Source organism: Streptomyces sp. AK010, assembly GCF_014207295.1.
GTDB lineage: Bacteria > Actinomycetota > Actinomycetes > Streptomycetales > Streptomycetaceae > Streptomyces > Streptomyces massasporeus.
Map to the genome: position 1 here is coordinate 15,522 of NZ_JACHCX010000015.1, position 15,200 is coordinate 30,721.

Below are 15,200 nucleotides of genomic sequence, written 5' to 3' on the forward strand. Positions count from 1 at the left end.
GCCTGGGACACGCAGGGGAGGGCTACGGTGCCGTAGCCGCCCCGCTCACTGGCCGAGATCGGTCAGCAGGTCGTCGAGTACCGTCTCCTCCTCGATGCGCACACCGAGTTCCGTGAGGGCAGCGGGCAGGTCCGGATCCCACGCGGCGGTGGTCGGCGTGCCGGTCAGGGGCGGGGCCAGGGGGGTGGCCGCGACAGCGGCACGGTAGTCGACGGCCGTGTAGCGCCAGGGGTGCCAGGGAACACGGCGCAGCAGGGCGGAGGCGATGCGCAGACCGCCCCAGTCGAAGTCGCCGTGATAGCGCAGCGTGGTTCCGTGGGCGTGCAGGTGGCGCAGCAGGGTGAGGGCGGCGGCCGAGGGCTGGCCCTGGAGGCAGACCAGCGGCGGGCAGGCGGTGCCCAGGGTGTCAGCCGCGACGGCCAGGACGGCCGGGTTCTCGCAGACGCGGACGACGGCAGGTGCCGTGCGCGGCGGCTGCCGGGTGAGCTGCCGTAGCGTCAGGACCGCGGGTTCGCCCTCGCCGGCCGCCCAGTCGAGGGCGGGGGAGCCGTGCAGGCCCAGGGTCAGGACCGTGGCGGACAGGGCGTCCCTGAGGAGCCCGGCCGAGGCCCAGGCCTCACGGCGCCACTCGGCTCCGCTGCCCTCCGGGAAGCCGGTCAGGGCGCGGGCACCGGACAGGACGAGAGTGGCGAGCGGGGTGCCGTCGTCGAGGGCGTGGGCGTCGTTGAGGGTGGCGGCGGCGAACACGGACAGGGAGACGGCCGGGTCTGCGGGCAGCCGGCGCAGGGCCTCGGCCGTGCCGCCCAGAAGGTTCTTCGCCGCCTGCGGGGTGCGGGCGAGCCGGCGTACGAGGCCGTCCGCGCGCAGCCGCTCGGCCCAGCCGGCCAGTTGGGGCCTGTGGGTGCGGGTCAGCTCGTCGAGCGGGGCGTACGCGTCCCGCCAGGCCTGCTCCTGCCGCTCGCGAACGTCGGCGACCCGGGCGACGGGCCCGGTGAGGGCGGTGACGGCAAAGCCCAGGCCGCCAGGGCTGACGCCGGAGCGGCGCAGGACGGCGTCCACCGTGTCGAGGCGCACGCTGAGCGAGCATCCGGTGCCGGGGGCACGGCCCAGCAGCCGTTCGGCGGCGGCGCGCTGCGCGGGGGTGGGGCCGGCCAGGGTGACCGGGCCGGTCAGGGGCTCCTCCCGTGCCATGCGGCGGCGTACGCGGTCGACCAGCCAGGCGAGGTCCGGGCCACCGAGCAGCCGGGCCAGGCGGTCGCGGTCGACGGGCGCCGGGGGCCGCCCGTCGTTCACGGCCACAGGGCCTCGCCCTCAGCGGTGGAGGCGACGGCCTGCGCGGGCAGGGACACGAGCCCCTGGCCCGGCTCCCTACCCCGCACCCGTTCGGCTCCGTCCCATTCCCATCGGGTCACCAGGACCGCCGGGATGTCCTCGACGCGGGAGAGCTGGGCGATGGCGATGCCGGGGACCTGCGGGTAGCAGGCCCATTCGCGTTCGCTGGTCATCACCACATCCAGGTCGAAGGCGTGCAGCAGACCAAGGCACTTGGCGCGGGAGTCGTCGTCGACCCCGGCGAAGGCCTCGTCCAGCGTGACCAGGCGCGGGGCGTGCGGGGCGGCCGTGGCGTAGTGCGAGGAGGCCGCCGCGAACAGCGGCACGCTCACGGCCAGGACCCGTTCGCCGCCGGAGGCGGGCCCGGTGGCCGGGACCCACTTGCCGTGCTGGTGGCGTTCGATGCCGAACTCGTGCCAGGCGCGGTAGTCGAGGGCCTCGGTGAGGACCTCCAGCCAGCTGCCCGCGCTGTCGCCGGCCTGCCTGCGGGCGATCTCGGCCTGCAGGAACTCGCCGACCGCGGCCCGGTCCTCCACCGTCCAGGCGTCGGCGGACTGGCGCAGCCGCTCGCGGGCCTGGGCGAGCCCGGCCGGGGCCTTGCGCGAGGGGCGCCACACCAGGCGCAGCCTCATGCCCGTGGAGGTGGGCCGTTCCTCAAGTTCGGCGTTCATGGCCCGCACCTGCCGCTCGGCGGCGCCGATCAGCTCCTGCAGGGTGCCGGCGACCTCGGTGAGGAGGTGGGTCTCGAGGATCTCGCGTTCGTGCGCGGACAGGATGCGGGTCAGCTCGGCGACCTCCGCGGCGAGGGCCTCGGCGAGCTCGGGGACGGCCCGCTGACGGCCCTGGTAGACGATCTCGACGACCATGCCCTCCTCGGCCATCCGGGCGGAGGCGCTGTGGCCGCCGCGGGAGAGGGCGTCCTGGAGCTTCCTGTACTCCTCGCTGAGCCGCTTCTGCACCCGCTCCCAGGCCCCCTCGGAATCATCAGTTCCGGACAGTTCCGTCTCGATGGAGCGGGCGAGGGCGACGGCCGGGGTGGCGGCCCAGGGCCCGGCGTCGAGCGGGGGTACTGCGGCTTCGGGCAGGGCGACGGACAGCAGACCGGTGGCCGCGAACCGCTGCAGGGCGGCTATGGCCTCGGCGCGGGCCGCGGTCGCCTCACTGACGTCCACGTCCAGGCGTTCGATGTGCCCCTGGGCGAGGTGAGCGCGCCGGTCGGCGGCCGTGTGGTCCTCGCGGGCCCGCCGCTGGTCTCCCTCGCAGGCGGCCAGCGCGTCGGCGGTCTCGGCGAGGCGCCGCTGAAGCTCCGCCACGGCGGTGCCGACGGTGGAGCGCAACGTGGTGTGGCGTGCGTCGGCGGCGGCGGCGAGCCGGGCGGACTCCTCGGTACGCAGTGACAGTTCGGCCACTCGGGCGCCGACCCGCTCGGTCTCGGTCCGCTGGTCGGCCAGGGCGCGCGCCGCGTCGGTGCGCTCACGCAGGGCGGGCCACAGGGCGGCGAGGACGGCACCGTAGTCGGCCAGGGCCTGGCGGACTACGGCCAGGCCGCCCCGGTCCGCGGGCAGGTTCACCGCCGCCGCGGTCTCGGCGACTTCGGTGGCGGCCTCGGCTTCCTGCCGGGACACGGCCGCCAGTTCGGCCGAGCATTCGTCGCGGCGGGCACGGGCCCGGTGGGCGGCGTCGGCGGCGGCGGCGGCGAGCGCGTGCGCGTGGCGCAGGGCGGCGTCGTCGGCAAGGGCGGCCAGCTCGGTGTCGAGGGTGCCCCGGCGCCGGTCCACGTCGGCGCGCTCGGCGTCCAGCCGGTCCATCTCGCCCGCCAGGGCGCCGAGTTCGTCACGCAGGGCGGCGATCCGGGCCCGGCGCGCCTCCTCGCGGGCGCCCTCGCCGACGTACACGGCCGCCGGTTTCGACCAGCCGCCGGTCAGCGCCCCGACACGGAAGCGGCCGTCGGCCGCCACCCAGGTGTCACCGGATCGGCCGGAGCCGAGACCCACGGCCGCCAGCAGCCGGGAGACGGTCTCCTCACCCACCGACAGGGCCCGGGCGTCGCCGTGGTCGACGGCGGGGCGGAGCACGTCGGCGAGCGTCGGCCCGCTCAGGGGGGCACCCGGCGACAGCAGAACGTCGTGCCCGTCCGCGTGCACGGCGGTGCCGTCCGGGTGCACCCAGGCGTCCAGCAGACCGGATGCCTCCAACGCGGCCTCCAGGCCCGCCCGTTCACCGGCCGGCAGCTGCTCGCGGAAGTCGACCAGCCGCCACAGCGGCGCCCCCGGCGCCTGGTCGCGGACGCCGGGCGTCCGGGTGTGCGGTGCCGTGGGGCCGCGCTGGCCGCCCGCCTCCAGCTCGGCCAGTTCCCGCTCGGCCTCGGCTGACCGGGCCCGGAGCCCGGCGAGTTCCTGTCCGAGGGCCGCCGTCCGGTCGGCCAGACGCGCGGCCCGTTCGCGGTGGGCCTGAGCCGCGTGTTCCCTTGCGGGATAGGAGCCCTGACAGTGCGTCACCCAGTCCTGGAGGCCGTCCAGCAGCCCGGCCGGATCGGCGACGGCCAGCTCTTGGCAGGCGTCCAGATGCGCGCGGACGCGGGCCACGAGGTCCCGGCCCGCCCCGGCGGCCCGCTCCTCGGCCTCGGCCTGTCGCCCCGCGGAGTGGCCGGCCTCGGTCTCGGCCTCGTCCAGCCGGCGGGCGGCGGCCCGCCGTTCGGCGGCGGCCTCGTCGGCGCGGGCCGCCAGCTCCTCCACGTGCTCGACGGTGCGGCGCCGGCGCGCCACGGACTCCTCGGCCGTACGCCGCAGTTCGCTCTCCGGTACGCCGTCGGTGCGCAGCCCGCCGTCGAGCCGGGCCTCGGCTGCCGCCTCCCGCTCGCGGATGAGCGTGTCGGCGATCCGCTCCTCGGCCGCGTCGAGGCGTCGCCGGGCCGTCTCCAGGCGGCCGAGCGCCCGGGTGTGCGCCTGGGCCGCCTCGTCCCGGTCGGCCTCTGCGCGGGCCAGCTCTCCGGCGGTGCGGCGGGCATCGGCCGCCGCCTGCTCCAGCTCCCGGGCGCTGCGCATCTCGGGGCCCTCGCGCAGGGCCGCCTCCTGCGCCTTCAGACGGGTGGCGTTCTCCCCCAGCTCGGCGATCCGCTCAGCGGCAGCGGCCCGGTCCCGCTCGGCCTCCTCCCGTTCGGCACGGGCCTGGGCCAGGTCGCGGTGCAGTTGCTCGTAGCGGGCGTGCTCGCTGCGGGGCAGCCGGGCCCGGCGCCTTGTCGCGACGCGGGCGTAGCGGCGGTAGTGGTCCAGGAACGCGGAGGCGGCCCGCTCCGCCTCGGCGGCGGCCCGCAGCTCCTCCTTCTCCTCGTCCAGGGACCGGAACGCCTCGGCCACGTCCGCGACGACCGCCTGGTCCATCGGCGGCAGCGCCTCGGTCAGCGCCCGGGACAGGGCGGTCTCGTTGGGCCGTTTCGACAGCTGGGGCTGGCGCAGCTGGACCAGCAGGTCGACCAGGGCGGCGTAGCGCCGCTCGCCGAGGCCGAACAGCGCCTCGTCGACCGCCCTGCGGTACGCGGTGGCCGTGTCGTACACCATGCCGCGTCCGGCGACCGCGTCCGCGAGCCGGTCCCGGGACAGCGCGGTGCCGGTGGCGTCCAGCAGGCTCAGGTCCTCGCCGACGCGCTGGTCGGTGACGGCGTACCAGTGTCGGGCGATGCCGCGGCCCGCGACCGCCTTCAGCCCGCAGACGAGCGTGCGGAAGTGGGCCTTTCCGATGTCGGCGTCGACGCGGCCGAACTCGATCCAGGTGTAGCCGAGCCGCTCGGGGTGCGGGTGCTCCCCGCCCAGCAGCAGGTTCCACTCCATGCGCTTGTTCGGGTCTGCGTCCGGCTCCACACGGCGCGCGGACAGGTCGCCGTCCAGCAGGAACGGGAGGGTGAGGGCGAGGACCTTGGACTTGCCGGTGCCGTTGTTGCCGCGCAGCAGCAGCCGTCCGTCGCGGAACCAGAACTCCTCGGTGTCGTAGTAGAAGAGGTCGACCAGGCCGATGCGCAGCGGTCGCCAGCGGCCGGGAGCGGGCTGGGGCAGGGCGGTCACGGCTGCGGTGCCTTTCGTCGAGAGGTGCGGGGACTGCGGACTCCCGGTTCCACGACAACGGTCTCGCCGACCGCGTACCGGGCGAGTGCGGGTAGCGGAGCCACGCCCTGGGGCGTGCGGGTGACCAGGGCGAGCGCGGTCAGCTTGGCCAGAGCCTGCTCCACCAGCTCCCCTTCCGCGCCGGGCTGCTTGGCGCTCTTGGACCAGAACCCGCCGTGCTCGACGGCCAGTTCCCGCACCCGGCGCTCGAGTTCCTCGCGGCTCACCTCGCCGCCGGCCGCCGCGAGGTGCTCGGCGAGCAGCAGGGTGACGTGCCCGTGGGTGCCCTGCTCCGGCATCCGTACGTCGGTGAGGTCGTCCTGGGGGTCGACCATGGCGATGCCCTCGGCGCGCACCTCCGCCACCAGGCCGGTCAGTTCGCCGACGCGGGCGGTGAGGAAGGCGCGCTGGCGGGTCAGATAGGCGAGTTCCTCGTCGCTCAGCTCGTCGTAGTACAGCACCGGGTCGTCCAGGAGGCGGCGGGTGAGCTTCTGGCGGATCGCCCGGAACCGCAGTTCGTCGCTGTCCAGCGCGCTCTCCGCGATGAGCCGGTCCAGCCGCTCCTCGAAGCCGTCGGCCGTGATCGTGGAGGGGCCGTGGCGGGCGGAGAGCAGTCCGGCCAGGACACGGCGCTGGACGTCGTAGAGCACATCGCCCGTTCCACTGACGTAGGCGTCCTCGTCCCCGGCGACCCGCCGCAGCACGCCGTGGCGCAGCAGCAGCCGTACGACGGCGGCGAGGTCTCCTCGCTCGTCGCGCCGCTCCAGCGTGAACTCCAACCCGGCCGCGGCCAGGTGCGGGTCGGCGGCCTCCAGCACCACCTGTTCGGCGAGACGGCCGAGCGCGATCTGTGCCTCCCCGCGCTCCAGTACGGCGAGCGCCAGGCACAGCAGCACGTAGCGGCGGCGGGTGAACGGCGCACCGGCGCGGGACGCCTCGCGCGCCGGGTGGGCGGCGTCGGCGAGGGTGCCAGGCGTCTTGCGCAGCCGGGCGACCTCCGCGTCCACCCGCAGCGACCAGCCGGTGTTGCGCTCGAACCAGTCGCGCAGCTCGCCGGCGTACTGCCTGACCAGGCGGTACGCGTCGGCGTCCGGGCCGTGCGCGAGCAGCAGCGGCTCCTTGAGCAGGGCACGTGCGGCCTTCTGGTACTCGGCGGTGCGCCGGCCGTCCAGCACCTCACCCAGGGGTGTGGTCATCGCGCCTCCCGTGCGGGGACACCCGCGGTCAGGTCGGTGATCTCGACGAGGTGGTCGGGGCCGCGGAACACCCCGCCCGGCGTGCGGATCTCGGCCGTCGTACCGTCGTCGAGCGCGGTGAGCCGGATGTCCATCGTGCCGTCGTTGCTGGTGGTGACGGTCGTCGTCATGCCGGGCCGCCAGGTGGCCAGGGCGTCGCCGAGCAGCCGCAGGAACAGGCCGAAGGCCATGGGGTCGAGTTCGCCCAGCGCGGACAGCCGGGTGGTGCCGTCCGTCGCGAGCCGGGCGCGGGCCGCGGCGATCTCCTCCGCCTGCCTGGCGGCGATCTCCTCCAGCAGCCGCCGCTGTTCGGAGCGGTCCTGCACCTTGCGGGGCTTTCCGCGCCGCTCATAGCTGCCGGTGCGGCGCAGCTGCGGGCTGATCCGCAGCGGCTCGGCCTCGGCCCACGGGGTGGAGGCGGCCACCGGGCGGGCCGCGCGGTCGGCGAGGGTGTCGGCGTCGACGGTGAGATGCCGGGCCGGGTACAGACCGAACGCGGCGCGCCACAGCCGGTGCCGCGCCTCGGCGTCGGGGGCCTCGGCGAACCAGCGGGCCAGGGTGCGGAAGTCCGCCGACCGGTCCGAACGCCCGGCCCGCCGCTCGTTCAACTGCCGTACGACCGCGAGGAGCTGCGGGATGGCGCCGAGGGCGCGACCGCGCAGCAGCCGGGCCTGGGACCCGCGGCCGTCGGCGGACACGAACCAGGCGGACAGGCCCGCCCACTTCGCCGCCCAGCGCGCATGCGCCCGCGCCTCGGCGCTCTCGGCCTCGTCCGGGGCGGCGTCGGCCGCCTCCCGCGCCGCCGCCAGCCGCAGCAGCACGCCGACCCGGCCCTGCTCCTCCAGTTCGCCGATGAGCCGCGCGATCCGCCCGCCGAGGGTGATCAGGTCCTGGATGAACCGCTCCAGGTACTGGATCAGCCGGTCCTTGTAGGCGAGGAACACCTCGACCTCGACGCCGTGCAGGTCGATGGTGCGCTGCAGCGACCCCATGAAGGCCCGCGCGTTCTCCGCCAGCGCCTCGAACCGGTTCGTCAGCGTGGACAGCGCCAGGTGGGCCTTGGCCGGATCCGGTTCGCCCTGCTCGTGCTCGGCGGCGATCACGAGCAGGGCGCGCAGCTGCGTGACGATGTCGTGCAGCGCCACCGCCTGCAGCGCGCCGCGACGCCCCAGCGCCTCGTCGTACACGGACAGCGCCTGTTCCGCGGCCTCGCCGGCCTGGGTGAGCTGGTAGATGAAGCGCCTGCGGTAGAAGTCCTCGACCGCGGCCACCCGGGAGGTGTCCGGATCGGCCCGCAGATTGCCCCACCCGACGAGGCTGTCCAGCGCCTTGACCACGGCGTCCGGGGCGGCGGGGCGGTGCTTCGACGGCAGCGCGGCGTGCACGTCCTCGGGCCGCAGATGCACCGCGAACTGCTCCTTGGCCAGCAGGAACACACGCATCACCTGGCGGTAGAGGGCGGCGTTGGGTGCGGTGAGGTGGGCGAACGGGGCGTACGAGGTCTCGCTGGAGGAATCCGCGGATGCGGCGGCCTCGTCGGGGCGGATGCGGTCCGGTTCCGCAGGGCGTGACGTCATCGTCCTGGCATTGTTCCCGATGAGACCTCTCCAGTGGCAATTCCGGCCAGACCCTTACGCTGGGCTGCCCTGCGCAGACGACTCGGAACACGTACCCCCCACCCAGACATACTCGATCAGGCATGTTGGTATATGAGGCTGTATATACATCGCCTGATCATTTCCGTGCCGCGTACAACTCCCGAGTCCCCGTCGTGAACCGGGCAAGGGCGTCCGGCAGCGGGTCGACGCCGATGCCCGGGGCGGTGGGCACGGGCAGGTGGCCGTCCTGAAGGACGAACGGTTCGGTGATGTCCTCGGCGAAGTACCGGCTGGAGGCGGAGGTGTCGCCAGGCAGGGTGAAGCCCGGGAGGGCGGCGAGCGCCAGGTTGGGAGCGCGGCCGATGCCCGTCTCCAGCATCCCGCCGCACCACACCGGCACGCCGTGGGCGGCGGCCACGTCGTGGATGCGACGGGCTTCTGGATAGCCGCCGACGCGGGCCGGCTTGACGTTGACGACCCGGCAGGCGTCCATCGCGATCGCGGACGCCGCGTCGCGCGCGGAGTGGATCGACTCGTCGAGGCAGACCGAAGTGGCCAGACGCTTCTGGAGCCGGGCATGGGCGTGGAGGTTGTTCTCCTCCAGCGGTTCCTCGATCAGCAGCAGCCCGAAATCGTCGAGCTTCCGCAGGTGATCGGCGTCGGCGAGCGTGTAGGCGGTGTTGGCGTCGACCTGGAGCGGGAGTTCGTCGCCGAAGCGGTCGCGTACGGCGCGCACCGGCTGGACGTCCCAGCCCGGCTCGATCTTCAGCTTGATGCGGATGTAGCCCTCGGCGAGGTACCGCTCGACGTCGTCGAGCAGTTCGGGCAGGGAGTTCTTGATGCCGACCGAGACTCCGGCGGGCACCCGCTCATGGACCGAGCCGAGAAAGGTCGCGAACGACATCCCGTAGGCGCGCAGTTCGGCGTCCAGGAGGGCGGTTTCAAGGGCTGCCTTGGCGAGTTCGTGGCCTTTGACGGAGGCCAGGGCGGGGGCGACGACCGCGGTCGTCGGCTCGGGCAGGGCGGCGACGCGGGGCAGCAGGGAGTCCCGGATGACGATCTCGGCACCGGCCACGAACTCCGAGCAGTACAGCGGCTGCGGGTCGGCGGCGAACTCCGACCAGCCCTCGGCCTCGTCGGTCACCACGTGCAACAGGAAGGTGTCCTTGCTGGTCATCGTCCCGAACGAGGTGCGGAACGGGGTGACGAGCGGGATGACGACGTGGAGCAGTTCAACGCGTTCGAGCTTCATGCCTGCTCCTCGGAAGAGGTCTTCTCGGAAAAGGTCCCAACCGTGGCCCCGGCGCTGGTCTGCGTCGGAAGGTCGGTCGACCGGCGGCGGGTCAGCAGGTACCAGCCGTCGCGGGACATGGCCGTCGCGCGCAGGCCCTCGGCATACGCCTCGGTGAAGACCTCGCGCACGGCATGCCGCCAGTCGAGCGCGAGCGCAGGGTCGGCGGCGCGCACAGCGACGATGTCCTCGGGCACGCGGCACCACAGCCTGTCCGCGTCCCCCAGGGCGAGCGGGCCGCCGTCCGGCGCCCGGCGGAAGACGTCGGCGGCGAAGCGGCCCTCGGCGGGGCTGTCCTTCCGCGTGGTCCCGGTCACCAGGTCCCACACGACGGTCAGCCGGTCGCTCTCGTCACCGTCGTTCACGCCGTCGCTCATCGGTCCGTAGAAGTCGACCAGGTACTCACTGCCGACGGCACCCAGCTTGACCAGGTTGAAGCGCGCGTTGCGGCTGACCAGCGGGTCGAAGGTCCAGCGCATGGTGGTCGCGCCCCGCTTCAGCGCCCACAGCCGCTGGGCCTGCTTGACCGCGAAGCCGACGCCCCGGCCGGACTCGGTCGCCGCGGCCACGAACGAGTACACGTCCCGCTCCGCGGGTGGTCCGAACACCGCCACCGCCGCCCCGGCGAGCCGTTCACCCGACGGCCCGGCGGAGTACGCCGCGTGCACCGCGCCACCGGCGTGCACCAGACTGCGCAGCACCTCCGAGGGGTAGGGCGGGGTGGCGCGCGGCGTCCGCCACACATCGGCGAAGAAGTCGGCCACGGCACGGATACCGGCCACGTCGTGCACGGTACGCACCGTGACCCCGGCGGTACGGGCCGCCGCGTCGGCAAGGCACTCCCAGGCGATGCGGGATGCGTCCGCGGCGCCACCGACCACGTCCCCGGCGAGGGTGCCCACGTTCGGCGTATCGTCCGCCGCACCGGACCCGGCGGCGGAGCTCGTCACAGGTGTCATGCCTCGAGTTTCCGGGGCCACGATCTGTCGGCCATTGTCGTCAGGCACAATGAGACCCCACGCCTTTGTTGCGACCGGCCAAACCCATCAGCGGCGCCGTCCGATAAAAACGCCATCGTCCCCATGTGACCGTCCCCACCCGAGAGACCGCCCCGCCCATGGACGCCTGCACCCTCGAGGAGCTTCTCGACACTCTCGGGGAGCCCATGTTCCGCGTGCTGACCGCCCCGGACGGCCGAACCGCACGTGTCTCGGAGGTCCTTCTGTACGACGCCGGGGCCCCGTTGCCGCGCAGCGCGCCCGGCGCCCTGCTGCTGTGCGTCGGAGCGCGAGCGGGTGAGATCGAGCCGCTGGCCCGCGATGCCGCGGCGGCCGGGATGGCCGGGCTCGTGGTACGGGACAGCCATGGGCAGTCCGGCACGACAGCGGCGGCGAAGGATCACGGCCTCGCGCTGCTCGCCGTCGACGAGGAGGCCGCCTGGCATCACGTCCATCTGCTGCTGGCGTCCGCGATCGGTGCACGGCCCGGCCCCACGGGCGGCGGGGCCGCCTTCGGGGACCTGTTCGCGCTGGCCAACGCGGTGGCCGCGGCCGTCGGCGGCGCGACCGTCGTCGAGGACGCCCGCCAGCGGATCCTGGCCTACTCCACCGTCCCCGGGCAGACCGTCGACGAGGCCCGGCGGCAGGGCATCCTGGGCCGCCAGGTGCCCAGCAGCCCCGACAACACCGAGCAGTACCGCGTCCTGTTCGCCGCCCCCGGACCCGTACGGCTCGCCGCACTCGACGGCGGCGAGCTGCCGCGGCTCGCCGTCGCGATCCGCGCCGGTGGCGAGACACTGGGGTCGGTGTGGGTCGTCGACGGCGGGCACCTCAGCCCCGATGCCGAGGAGGCCCTCGCCCAGGGCGCGTCCACGGCCGCCCTGCTCCTGCTGCGGGCCCGGGCCGGCGAGGAGCTGTCCCGGCATCTGACGAGCGACCTGCTGCGCCGTCTCCTCGACGGCACCGCCGATCCCGCCGGCGCCGCGCACCGCCTCGGCCTCGCCGCCGACGCCCCGGTCCGTGTCGCGGCCTTCGCGCTCGACGGCGCGGTGTCCGCGCCGGACGGGGAACAGACCGCGCTGCGGCTGCTGGACCTCGTACGGCTCCAGTGCGAGGCCCGCTACGGGCGGCACGCGTGCGTGCTGGTGGACGGCAGGGTGTACGCGCTGCTGCCGGTGGCCGGTACGGGGGTACCCCCTGCTCGAGCGGAGCCGAGAGCTCGGGTGAGCGGTGGGGAGCGGCACAAGCGGCTTGTCGAGGACATCGTGCGGCGCGCTGGTCAGGCACTGCGGGTGCCGGTGCGGGCGGGGCTGGGGGACGTGGTCGCGGACCTGGCGGCCGTGCGCGGCTCACGGGACGACGCCGACCTCGTCCTACGGGTGCTCGGGCCGGACGAGGACGTCGCCGCCGTGGCCGAGGTACGCGCCCGTGTCACCCTGCTCCGGCTGCGGGAACTCATCGGTGAACGGCGGGAGTTGACGGCAGGTGCCTGGCGGGAGGTGCTGGCGTACGACGCCGAGCAGGGCACCGACTACGCCAGGACTCTGGTGTGCTGGCTGGACGCCGGATGCGACATGGCGCGGGCGGCGAAGCTGCTCGCCGTGCACCCCAACACCTGCCGGTACCGTCTCAGGCAGGTGCAGCAGCACCTCGGCATCGATCTGGACGCCCCGGACGAGCGGTTGGTGCTGTGGCTGCAGCTGCGGACGCTCGGGGGCCTGCGGGGCGCCGACCGGTGAGCCCTACCCCCGTCCCGCGGTGGGGGCGCCGGTCGGCGTCGTGGGATGCAGCGGTTGACGGCACATGCGGTCCACCGGCCGGTCGCAATGCGGCCCGGTGGGTTCAGCCGCGCAGCCAGGCCGCGAGCCGGGCCTCGCACTCCCTCAGCTGCCCGACGGGTACGTACTCCCCGGCGGTGTGCGCGAGGGCCGGGTCGCCGGGGCCGTAGTTGAGCGCGGGTGTGCCGAGCGCGGTGAAGCGGGCGACGTCGGTCCAGCCCAGCTTGGGGCGGGGGGCCGCGCCCAGGACCTCGACGAGCGAGGCGATGGGGCCCGCTCCGAGGCCGGGCAGGGCTCCCGGCACGGCCTCGGTGACCTCGACGTCGTGCTCGGGGAAGAGTCCGCGCAGATACGCCTCGGCCTGCCCGGCCGAACGGCTGGGCGCGAACCGCAGGTTGACCGTGATCACACAGGTGTCGGGGACGACGTTCTCGGCGATGCCCGCGCGGACGGCGACCGCGTTCAGCCCTTCGCGGTACTCCAGGCCGTCGATGACGATCCGCTCGGCGGTGTGGTCGTCGAGGCGCTGGAGCACGGCGGCCGCCCGGTGCGCGGCGTTGACACCCATCCAGGAGCGGGCGGTGTGCGCGCGCTCGCCGCGCACCGTGATGTCCGCGTTCAGCACGCCCTGGCAGCCCGCTTCGACGCCCGCGTCGGACGGCTCCATGAGGATCGCGAGGTCCGCCTTGAGCAGGTCGGGGCGTTCGGCTGCGATACGGCTGAGGCCGTTGCGGTCGCCGGAGACCTCCTCGCACTCGTAGAAGACGTACGTGACATCGCGAACGGGTGCGGTGAGGGTGGCCGCGAGGCGCAGGGCGACGGCGACGCCGCCCTTCATGTCGCACGCCCCGAGCCCGTGGAGCAGCTCTCCGTCCAGTCGGGACGGCAGGTTCCCGGAGGCCGGGACGGTGTCCAGGTGGCCGCCGATGACCACCCGCTCGGCGCGGCCCGAGTCGGTGCGGGCCACGACAGAGTTGCCGACGCGTTCGACCGTCAGATGCGCGCAGGCGCGCAGCGCGGACTCCACGGCGTCCGCGAGACCGGCCTCGTCCCCGCTCTCGGACGGGGTGTCCACCAGGGCCCGGGTGAGGTCCACCACGTCGCCGGTCGGGTTCAGGGAGGTCATACGGCGGTCTCCTCCTGCGGGGCGGGGCGGTTCAGCCGGGAGTGCTTGATGCCGTAGAGCGCGTAGATCGCGAGCCCGACCGCCATCCACAGGCCGAACGCGATCCAGGTGTCGGTGCCGAGCCCCCACATCACATAGCCGCAGCACAACGTGCCCAGCACGCACGTCACCGGCGCGAGCGGTACCCGGAAGCCGCGCGGTGCCTCGGGGCTGCGCCGGCGCAGGATCAGGACGGCACAGTTGACCAGCGCGAACGCGAACAGGGTGCCGATGCTGGTGGCGTCGGCGAGCGCGCCCAGCGGCACCAGCGCGGCGAGCACCATGACGAACGCGGACACGATGACCGTGTTGGCGCGGGGCACCCCCGTCTTCGGGTGGATCTTGGCGAACAGCGGCGGCACGAGCCCGTCACGCGCCATCGAGAACAGGATGCGGGTCTGCCCGTACTGCACGGCGAGGACGACGCTCGTGGTGGCGACGACCGCGCCGACGGACAGCAGGATCGGCCACAGGTTGCCGCCGCCGACCGAGCGGACCAGCACCTCGCTGAGGGTGGCCTCGGTACCCGCGAACCTCTGCCACGGCATCGCGCCGACCGCCGCGATCGCCACCGCGCAGTACACCGCGGTGATCAGTCCGAGGGAGAGGAGGATGGCACGCGGCAGGTCCCGCTGCGGGTTCTTCGCTTCCTCACCGGCCGTCGACGCGGCGTCGAAGCCGATGTACGAGAAGAACAGCGAGGCGGCGCCCGCGCTCACACCCGCCATGCCGAGCGGGAAGAGCGGCTGGAAGTTCCCGGCGCGGAACGCGGTGAAAGCGACAGCGCAGAACATCACCAGGGCGGCCACCTTCACCGTCACCATGATCGTGTTGACGACGGCACTCTCGCGGGCGCCGCGCAGCAGCACCACCATGGCGAGGACGACGATCGCGGCGGCCGGAACATTCAGCACGCCGCCCACGCCGGGCGGGGCGGCCAGCGACTCGGGCAGCGTCCAGCCGACGGTGAGCTCCAGCAGCTCGTTCACGTACTGGCCCCAGCCGACCGCGACAGCGGCGACCGAGACGCCGTACTCCAGCACCAGACACCAGCCGCAGACCCAGGCAACGAGCTCGCCGAGCGTGGCATAGGCATAGCTGTACGAGGATCCGGCGCCCGGGATCATGCCCGCCAGCTCGGCGTAGGACAGTGCGGAGAACAGTGCGGTGATCCCGGCGAGCACGAAGGAGATCACGACCGCGGGGCCCGCCTCCGGCACCGCCTGGCCGAGGACGACGAAGATTCCCGTACCGAGGGTGGCACCTACGCTGAGCAGCGTGAGCTGTGTGAGCCCCATCGTCCGCCGCAGCTCACCACCCCGGGCCTCGGCAACCAGATCGGCGACACCCCGCCGCCGCGTCAACCTGTTCGCGGTCCCGCCTTCACCCGCGGGTCTTTGCGGTGTCGTCTGCACGATGTCCACGCGCCCACTCCTCTCACAGCTCCCGTTCCGGCCCTTGATGATGCGGAAGGGCGGGGCGGGGAGAGGTGTGCGTGTCGGCCAAGACGGCGGGGGGTGCTTTGGCGTTCCGGCCAATGCCGAGGGTGGAGGTGTTCGGCATCCCGAAGACTGCGGCCGTCAATTGTCCAGCAGCGTCGGCTTGAAGCCCGCCGGGGGCTGCACTGCCGTGGGACTCCGGTCAGCCGCAGACCGGCGCCCACCGAAAGGAGATGGCCGCCCACCACGCCTTCAGCGTCGCCACCG

General features: G+C 74.1%; 9 protein-coding genes. 1 reads left to right on the plus strand and 8 read right to left on the minus strand.

Features of this window, described 5'->3' with window-relative positions:
• Positions 1–45: 45 nt before the first annotated feature.
• The 6 genes from HDC93_RS26020 to HDC93_RS26045 all read right to left on the minus strand — a co-directional run bounded on the left by HDC93_RS26020 (position 46) and on the right by HDC93_RS26045 (position 10,512).
• Positions 46–1,299 carry a TIGR02679 family protein gene (locus HDC93_RS26020; RefSeq protein WP_311774621.1) on the minus strand — a complete coding sequence of 418 codons (1,254 nt, stop codon included), beginning with the start codon at positions 1,297–1,299 and terminating at the stop codon, positions 46–48.
• Complete coding sequence (locus tag HDC93_RS26025; protein ID WP_185013249.1) at positions 1,290–5,390, minus strand: TIGR02680 family protein; 4,101 nt, start codon at positions 5,388–5,390, stop codon at positions 1,290–1,292. Before HDC93_RS26025 ends, HDC93_RS26020 begins: the two co-directional genes overlap by 10 nt.
• Entirely contained in the window at positions 5,387–6,625 is a 1,239-nt protein-coding gene (locus tag HDC93_RS26030) for a TIGR02678 family protein (RefSeq protein ID WP_185013250.1), read from the minus strand. Before HDC93_RS26030 ends, HDC93_RS26025 begins: the two co-directional genes overlap by 4 nt.
• A complete protein-coding gene (locus HDC93_RS26035; protein ID WP_185013251.1) occupies positions 6,622–8,241 on the minus strand; it encodes a TIGR02677 family protein in 1,620 nt (539 codons plus the stop codon). Before HDC93_RS26035 ends, HDC93_RS26030 begins: the two co-directional genes overlap by 4 nt.
• A gap of 157 nt (positions 8,242–8,398) precedes the next feature.
• The gene (gene menC, locus HDC93_RS26040) at positions 8,399–9,514 is read right to left on the minus strand and encodes an o-succinylbenzoate synthase (RefSeq protein WP_185013252.1); all 1,116 of its coding nucleotides are present in this window, start codon (positions 9,512–9,514) and stop codon (positions 8,399–8,401) included.
• Positions 9,511–10,512 carry a chorismate synthase gene (locus HDC93_RS26045; protein ID WP_260419771.1) on the minus strand — a complete coding sequence of 334 codons (1,002 nt, stop codon included), beginning with the start codon at positions 10,510–10,512 and terminating at the stop codon, positions 9,511–9,513. Before HDC93_RS26045 ends, menC begins: the two co-directional genes overlap by 4 nt.
• 125 nt (positions 10,513–10,637) lie before the next feature.
• Between HDC93_RS26045 and HDC93_RS26050 the strand changes: the two genes are divergently transcribed.
• Positions 10,638–12,290, plus strand: coding sequence for a helix-turn-helix domain-containing protein (locus HDC93_RS26050; protein WP_311774622.1), 1,653 nt, complete (start codon positions 10,638–10,640; stop codon positions 12,288–12,290).
• Between the two features lie 103 nt (positions 12,291–12,393).
• On the opposite strand, the gene dapE is transcribed toward HDC93_RS26050, so the two are convergent.
• Both dapE and HDC93_RS26060 read right to left on the minus strand, forming a co-directional pair.
• On the minus strand, positions 12,394–13,455 hold the full coding sequence (dapE, locus tag HDC93_RS26055) for a succinyl-diaminopimelate desuccinylase (RefSeq protein ID WP_185013253.1): 1,062 nt from the start codon (positions 13,453–13,455) through the stop codon (positions 12,394–12,396).
• Positions 13,452–14,918, minus strand: a complete 1,467-nt coding sequence (locus tag HDC93_RS26060) for an amino acid permease (protein ID WP_185013254.1) — start codon at positions 14,916–14,918, stop codon at positions 13,452–13,454. Before HDC93_RS26060 ends, dapE begins: the two co-directional genes overlap by 4 nt.
• Positions 14,919–15,200: the final 282 nt, after the last annotated feature.